1 protein-coding gene is annotated in these 832 nt (G+C 63.7%); it reads left to right on the plus strand.

Annotated features, from left to right (window positions below; all coding sequences use genetic code 11):
* On the plus strand, nucleotides 1-832 hold an 832-nt coding region (locus GRZ55_RS23870), incomplete at both ends, for an acyl-CoA carboxylase subunit beta (RefSeq protein WP_306785628.1).

An 832-nucleotide genomic window follows, 5' to 3' on the forward strand; every position in this document is an offset into this window, starting at 1 on the left:
TCGCCGCCCAGCACGCCAAGGGCAAGCTGACCGCGCGCGAGCGCATCGAAGTGCTCCTCGACGAGGGCTCCTTCGAGGAATTCGACATGTTCGTCGCCCACCGGGCGACGGATTTCGGAATGGCCGAACAGAAATATCCGGGCGACGGCGTCGTCACCGGCTGGGGCACCATCAACGGCCGCCTTACTTACGTCTTTTCCCAGGATTTCACCGTTCTCGGCGGCTCGCTGTCCGAGACCCATGCCCAGAAGATCTGCAAGATCATGGACATGGCCATGCGCAACGGCGCCCCCGTCATCGGTCTCAACGATTCGGGCGGCGCGCGCATCCAGGAGGGCGTTGCCTCGCTTGCCGGCTATGCCGACGTCTTCAAGCGCAATGTCGATGCCTCGGGCGTCGTGCCGCAGATTTCCGTCATCATGGGCCCTTGCGCCGGCGGGGCGGTCTACTCGCCCGCCATGACCGACTTCATCTTCATGGTGCGCGATTCCTCCTACATGTTCGTCACCGGGCCGGATGTGGTGAAGACCGTCACCAACGAGATCGTGACGGCCGAAGAACTCGGCGGCGCGCGCACCCACACGCAGAAATCCTCCGTTGCCGACGGCGCCTACGACAATGACGTCATCGCGCTGGAGGAGGTGCGGCGCCTGTTCGATTTCCTGCCGCTGTCCAACCGCGACAAGCCGCCGACCCGGCCCTTCCACGACGATCCCGAACGCCTCGAGACGCGGCTGAATACCCTGATCCCGGATTCGGCCAACAAGCCCTACGACATGAAGGAACTGATCCTCAGCCTCGCCGACGAGGGTGACTTCTTCGAGATCCAGGA

This window comes from Chelativorans sp. ZYF759 (genome assembly GCF_012911015.1).
Lineage (GTDB): Bacteria > Pseudomonadota > Alphaproteobacteria > Rhizobiales > Rhizobiaceae > ZYF759.